The organism is Phenylobacterium sp., from assembly GCF_037138395.1.
GTDB lineage: Bacteria > Pseudomonadota > Alphaproteobacteria > Caulobacterales > Caulobacteraceae > Phenylobacterium.
Genome location: NZ_JBAXIM010000157.1, coordinates 1 through 5621, shown reverse-complemented (window position 1 = coordinate 5621; position 5621 = coordinate 1). Strand labels below are relative to the sequence as shown.

The following is a 5621-nucleotide window of genomic DNA, read 5'->3' as shown; positions in this document are numbered from 1 at the left end:
GGCAGGTCCTTCCAGGAGCGGGCGCCCTCGGTGCTGTCGGTCCAGCCCTCGATCTCCTCGTAGACCGGGACGAGACGGGCCTGGTCGCGCAGGCCGGCGGGCAGGTAGTCGAAGGGCTGGCCGTCGAGGGTGTAGCCGGTGCAGATCTTCAGGGTCTGGATCCCGTCGAGGACGTCCAGCTTGGTCAGGACAATGCCCTCGACGCCGCCGACGCGGATGGACTGGCGGACCAGGGCCGCGTCGAACCAGCCGCAGCGGCGGGGCCGGCCGGTGACCGTACCGAACTCGTGCCCGCGGTCGCCCAGCCGGGCGCCGATCTCGTCGTGCAGCTCGGTGGGGAAGGGGCCCTCGCCCACCCTTGTGGTGTAGGCCTTGACGATGCCCAGGACGTAGCCCCCGGCCTGGGGCCCGACGCCTGAGCCCGCGGCCACCTGGCCGGCGACGGTGTTGGAGCTGGTCACGTAGGGATAGGTTCCGTGGTCGACGTCCAGCAGGGTCGCCTGGGCGCCCTCGAACAGGACCCGGCGGCCGGCGCGGATCTGGTCGCCCAGTATGCGCCAGGCCGGCTTCACGAAGGGGGCGACCTGGGGGGTGATCTCGGCCAGCTGGGTGAGGATGTCGTCTGGGGTGACGGGGGGCAGGCCGAGACCGGCGCGCAGGGCGCCATGGTGGGCCAGGAGCCGCTCGATCTTGGTCTCCAGGGCCGCCCGGTCGGCGAGGTCGGCGAAGCGGATGGCCCGGCGGCCGACCTTGTCCTCGTAGGCCGGGCCGATGCCCCGTCCCGTCGTGCCGATCTTGCCGGCGCCGGCCCGGGCCTCCCGGGCCTGGTCGAGGTCGCGGTGCAGGGGCAGGATGACGGTGGCGTTGTCGGCCAGGACCAGGACGTCCGGGGTGATGGTGAGGCCCTGGGTGCGGGCGCGGGCGATCTCGTCGATCAGGGACCAGGGGTCCACCACCACGCCATTGCCGATGATGCTGAGCTTGCCCTGCACCACCCCGGAGGGCAGCAGGGACAGCTTGTAGGTCTTGTCCCCCACCACGATGGTGTGGCCGGCGTTATTGCCGCCCTGGAAGCGGACGACGACGTCGGCCCGGTCGGCCAGCCAGTCGATGACCTTGCCCTTGCCCTCGTCGCCCCACTGGCCGCCGATGACGGTGACGTTGCCCATGATGTGATCCTGTCAGATATGCGTCCGCAGCCTGCCGGCGGCTCCGTCCCCGCCCTTCGACAGACGCTCGGCGGGGGGAGGTTCTGGATTGTCGCGGCCCGGAAGGGCGCAGCGGCACCTGATTTCCAGTCCGATGCGGATAGACAATCGGGCCGCGCTGTCGTCAAGGGTTTTCGGTCTGGAGCCCGTGTCCGCGCAGCGCTAGAAATAGGCGCATGGACAGACCGCGCTTCCACCTCGCCTTCCCCGTCCGCGACCTCGAAGAGACCCGCGCCTTCTACAGCGGCCTGCTGGGCTGCGCCGAGGGGCGGTCGAGCCCCGAATGGGTAGACTTCGATTTCCACGGCCACCAGATCGTCGCCCACCTGGCACCGGGGCCGGAGAGCGTGGCGACCAACCCCGTGGACGGCGAGACCGTGCCCGTCCGGCACTTCGGCGTCATCCTGGACCTGCCGTCCTGGCGGAACCTGGCCGACCGGCTGGAGGCGGCGGGGGTCGACTTCATCCTCCCGCCCCAGGTCCGCTTCCAGGACCAGCCGGGCGAGCAGGCGACCCTGTTCTTCCTCGACCCCTCCGGCAATGCCCTGGAGTTCAAGGCCTTTGCCGACGACGCCAGGGTGTTTGCCCGGTGAGCACCGTCACCTTTGCCGACATCGAGGCCGCCGCCGGGCGGCTGGCCGGCCAGGCCGTGATCACGCCCCTGATCGAAAGCCCGGCCCTGAACGACAGGCTGGGCCTGAGGGTGCTGATCAAGCCCGAGACCCTGCAGAGGGTGGGGGCCTTCAAGTTCCGGGGCGCCTTCAACCGCCTGTCGCGGATCGCTCCGGGCGACCGTCCGCGCGGGGTGGTGGCCTTTTCCTCCGGCAACCATGCGCAGGGGGTGGCCCTGGCGGCCCGGCTGCTGGACATGCCGGCGGTGATCGTCATGCCCGCCGACGCCCCGGCGGTGAAGGTCGAGGCGACCCGGGGTTATGGCGCCGAGGTGGTCTTCTACGACCGCATGACCGAGAGCCGGGAGGCGATTGCGGCCCGGCTGGCGGGGGAGAGGGGGGCGGTCATCGTACCGGCCTATGACGATCCCGACATCATCGCCGGGCAGGGCACGGCGGGGCTGGAGTTGGCCCGCCAGGCCCAGGACCTGGGGGCGGAGCTGGACCTCGTCATCGGCCCGGTGGGCGGCGGCGGCCTGATGGCGGGGGTGGCCCTGGCGGTCCAGACCCTGTCGCCCCGGACCCGGGTCGTGGGGGTCGAGCCCGAGCTCTATGACGACGCCCGCCGGTCCCTGGCCAGCGGCCGGCGCGAGACGGCGGCGCCGAGCGTGCGGACCCTCTGTGACTCCCTCGAGACCCCGTCGACGGGGGAACTGACCTTTCCGATCCTGAGGGAAAGGCTCTCGGCCATCGTCACGGTGAGCGATGCCGAGGTGGCCGGGGCCCTGCGGCTGGCCTTCTCCACCCTCAAGCTGGTGGTCGAGCCGGGGGGCGCGGTGGGCCTGGCGGCCCTGCTGGCCGGCAAGGTCCCCGAGGCGACGCCCGGCGCCTGCGTGGGCCTGGTCCTGTCGGGGGGCAATGTGGACCCGGACCTGTTCGCCCGGGTGCTGCGCGGCGAGTTCTGATCCGGCGCCGCTGGCGGATGGTGGCGAGCGGCGGTAATCAAAGGTCCAGTCTTTCCTATTCGGGGACCCGAATGACCCTCAAGCGCACGCTCATGGCCGGCCTGTCGGCCCTGCTCCTGTCCGCCCCCGCCCTGACGGCGCCCGCCCGGGCCGCCGACCTGGACCCGGCCCGGCTGACCGGGCACGTCAAGACCCTCTCCTCCGATGCCTATGAGGGCCGGGGCCCCGACACTGAGGGCGAGCGCAAGACCGTGGCCTACCTGGTCGAGCAGTTCAAAAGCTTCGGTCTCCAGCCGGGCGGCGACCTGCAGAAGGACGGGACCCGGGCCTGGACCCAGGACGTGCCCCTGGCCCGCTTCGACACCGAGGGCCCGGTCGCCGTGAGCGTGGCCGTCGGCGGAAAGACCCAGGCCTGGGCCCAGGGCGAGCAGATCGCCATCCGCGCGGCCCAGACGGGGGTCAGCCGCCTGACCGTGAAGGACGCGCCCATCGTCTTCCTTGGCTATGGCGTGACCGCGCCCGAGCGCAACTGGGACGATTTCAAGGGCGTCGACATGAAGGGCAAGATCGGCCTGGTGCTGATCAACGACCCCGACTTCGAGACGGGCAAGGGCGACTTCGGCGGCAAGGCCATGACCTATTACGGCCGCTGGACCTACAAGTACGAGGAGGCCGCGCGCCGGGGCGCCATCGGCTTCCTGGTGATCCATGAAACCGATCCGGCATCCTATGGCTGGGCGACGGTGAAAAACTCCAACACCAACACCATCTTCGACATCATCCGGGCCAATCCCTCCGAGGCCCATGCGCCCCTGGAGGGCTGGATCCAGCGCGACGCGACTGTCGGGCTGTTCAAGGCCGCGGGCCTCGACTTCGAGGCGCTGAAGGCCAAGGCGCAGACCCGGGACTTCCGGCCCGTGGAGCTGACCGGCGTCACCTTTTCCACCGACTACGCCGTCCGGGCACAGAAGATCGTCTCGAAGAACGTCGTCGCCCGGAAGGCGGGCCGCCAGCATGCGGACGAGACCGTGATCTACTCGGCGCACTGGGACCATTTGGGCGTCGGCCTGCCGGACGCCCGGGGCGACAAGATCTACAACGGTGCCCTGGACAATTCCCTGGGTACGGCCTCCCTGCTGGAGATCGCCCGCCAGTACGCCGCCGCGCCAGCCACGGAACGCTCGGTGGTCTTCCTGTCCGTCACGGCCGAGGAGAAGGGCCTGCTGGGCTCGGAATACTATGCGGCCAACCCGGTCTATCCCCTGGCGACCACGGTGGGAGTGATCAACATGGACGGGGGCGCGACCGCCGGCCCGGCCCGGGACTTCACGACCTCGGGCGACGCGCCCCTGACCCTGCAGGACGACCTTGTGGCCCTGGGCGCCAAGCGCGGCCGGACCTATTCGCCCGACCCGCGTCCGGGCGCTGGCAGCTTCTTCCGCTCGGACCACTTCCCCTTTGCCAAGCGCGGCGTGCCAGCCATCTCCTTCGGCTCCGGACAGGACCTCATCGACGGCGGCCGGACCCGGGGCGAGGCCCTGGCCCGGGACTACACGACCAACCGCTACCACCAGCCCGCCGACGAGTGGTCGCCCAGCTGGAACCTGGCCGGGGCGGCCCAGGACGGGGGCCTGCTCTACGACCTTGGTCGGGAGCTGGCCAATTCCCGCCGCTGGCCCGACTGGAAGGCGGGCTCGGAGTTCCGGGGGGTCCGCTCCGGCTCGGCCGACCAGCGGAAGTAGGCGGGGAGGGGGGCTCGACGGGCGCGCACGATGCCGTATGGTGACGCGCGTCAACTTCTGAGCGAGCCCATGTCCGACACCGCCCTCGCCCCAGCCGGGAAGCGCGAGATCACCAAGGCCCAGAACCGCCAGGCCATACTGGACGCGGCCCGGGAGGTGTTCGGCGATTCCGGCTTCGAGACGGTGACGGTGCGCGACATCATCCGGCGGACCGGCCTGGCCTCTGGGACCTTCTACAACTACTTCCGATCGAAGGAGGAGGTGGCCGCGGCCCTCTTCCGGGACGGCGCCCGCAGATTCTCGCCGGTGCTGAAGGCCCAGCGCGAGCGGGCCCAGACCTGGGAAGCCTTCGTGCGCGGGGCGATCAGCGCCTACTACAGTTTCCTGGCCAGCGAACACGACAACTGGCTGGCCCGCCGTCCGGCCGAGGAGGCGGGCCTGACCCTGATGGGCGAGACCCCCGAGATGGCGGCGGTCTATGAGGAGGTCCGCCGGTCCATCGTCGACGAGGCCGAGCGGGGCGGGGCCCGGGGCGTCGACGCTGACTTCCTGGCCGCCGCCTGCATCGGCGTGGCGCGGGAGGTCGGGCAGAAGATGCTGGCCCGCCGGCCCATCGACACCACCGCCGCCACCGACTTCGCCGTTGCCCTGATCCTGGGCGGGACGGCCGGGCTGTCCGGAGCTGCGCCATGAGCCGCCAGACCTCGCAGACGGCCCTCCTGGCCTGGGTCCTGTCCCTGCCGGCGCCGGTCCTGCGCCTGCTGTCAGGGGGCGGCGCCGTCCACCGCGCAGGCCGTACCCTCGATCCCCGCCTGCAGTTCCTGGCCTCGGGCGCCCGCCGCGGCCGGCCAATGAGCGCCATGTCCCCCGAAGAGGCCCGCCAGGCCAGCGCCACCGCCTTCGCCCTGACCGGTGAGGCCCCGCCCCCGGGGGTGCGCACGGAGTCCCTGCAGGTCCCCGGCGGCGACGGTGACCGGCCCGCGCGGCTCTACCGCCCCGCCCGTACCACCCCGGACGCCCCCATCCTGGTCTTCGCCCACATGGGCGGCGGGGTGATCGGCGACATCGACACCACCGACGGCTTCTGCGGACGCC

Annotated in this window: 5 protein-coding genes and 1 pseudogene; 5 read left to right on the top strand and 1 reads right to left on the bottom strand. The window is 71.5% G+C overall.

What is annotated here, in order from left to right:
* On the bottom strand, window positions 1-1169 hold a 1169-nt coding region (locus WCJ52_RS11140), incomplete at its 3' end, for an adenylosuccinate synthase (RefSeq protein ID WP_336903380.1).
* Window positions 1170-1384: 215 nt separating this feature from the next.
* Here WCJ52_RS11140 and WCJ52_RS11135 point away from each other — a divergent pair.
* The 5 genes and pseudogenes from WCJ52_RS11135 to WCJ52_RS11115 all read left to right on the top strand — a co-directional run.
* Window positions 1385-1801, top strand: a complete 417-nt coding sequence (locus WCJ52_RS11135; protein ID WP_336903379.1) for a VOC family protein — start codon at window positions 1385-1387, stop codon at window positions 1799-1801.
* Entirely contained in the window at window positions 1798-2784 is a 987-nt protein-coding gene (locus WCJ52_RS11130) for a threonine/serine dehydratase (protein ID WP_336903378.1), read from the top strand. The genes WCJ52_RS11135 and WCJ52_RS11130 overlap by 4 nt, the downstream gene beginning before the upstream one ends.
* 71 nt (window positions 2785-2855) lie before the next feature.
* Window positions 2856-4526, top strand: coding sequence for a M28 family metallopeptidase (locus WCJ52_RS11125; protein WP_336903377.1), 1671 nt, complete (start codon window positions 2856-2858; stop codon window positions 4524-4526).
* 69 nt (window positions 4527-4595) lie between these two features.
* Window positions 4596-5219 (top strand): TetR/AcrR family transcriptional regulator, encoded by a 624-nt coding sequence (locus WCJ52_RS11120; RefSeq protein ID WP_336903376.1) that lies wholly within the window; start codon window positions 4596-4598, stop codon window positions 5217-5219.
* A pseudogene (locus WCJ52_RS11115) lies at window positions 5216-5621 on the top strand (alpha/beta hydrolase); the annotation flags it as partial. The gene WCJ52_RS11120 and the pseudogene WCJ52_RS11115, both read left to right, overlap by 4 nt.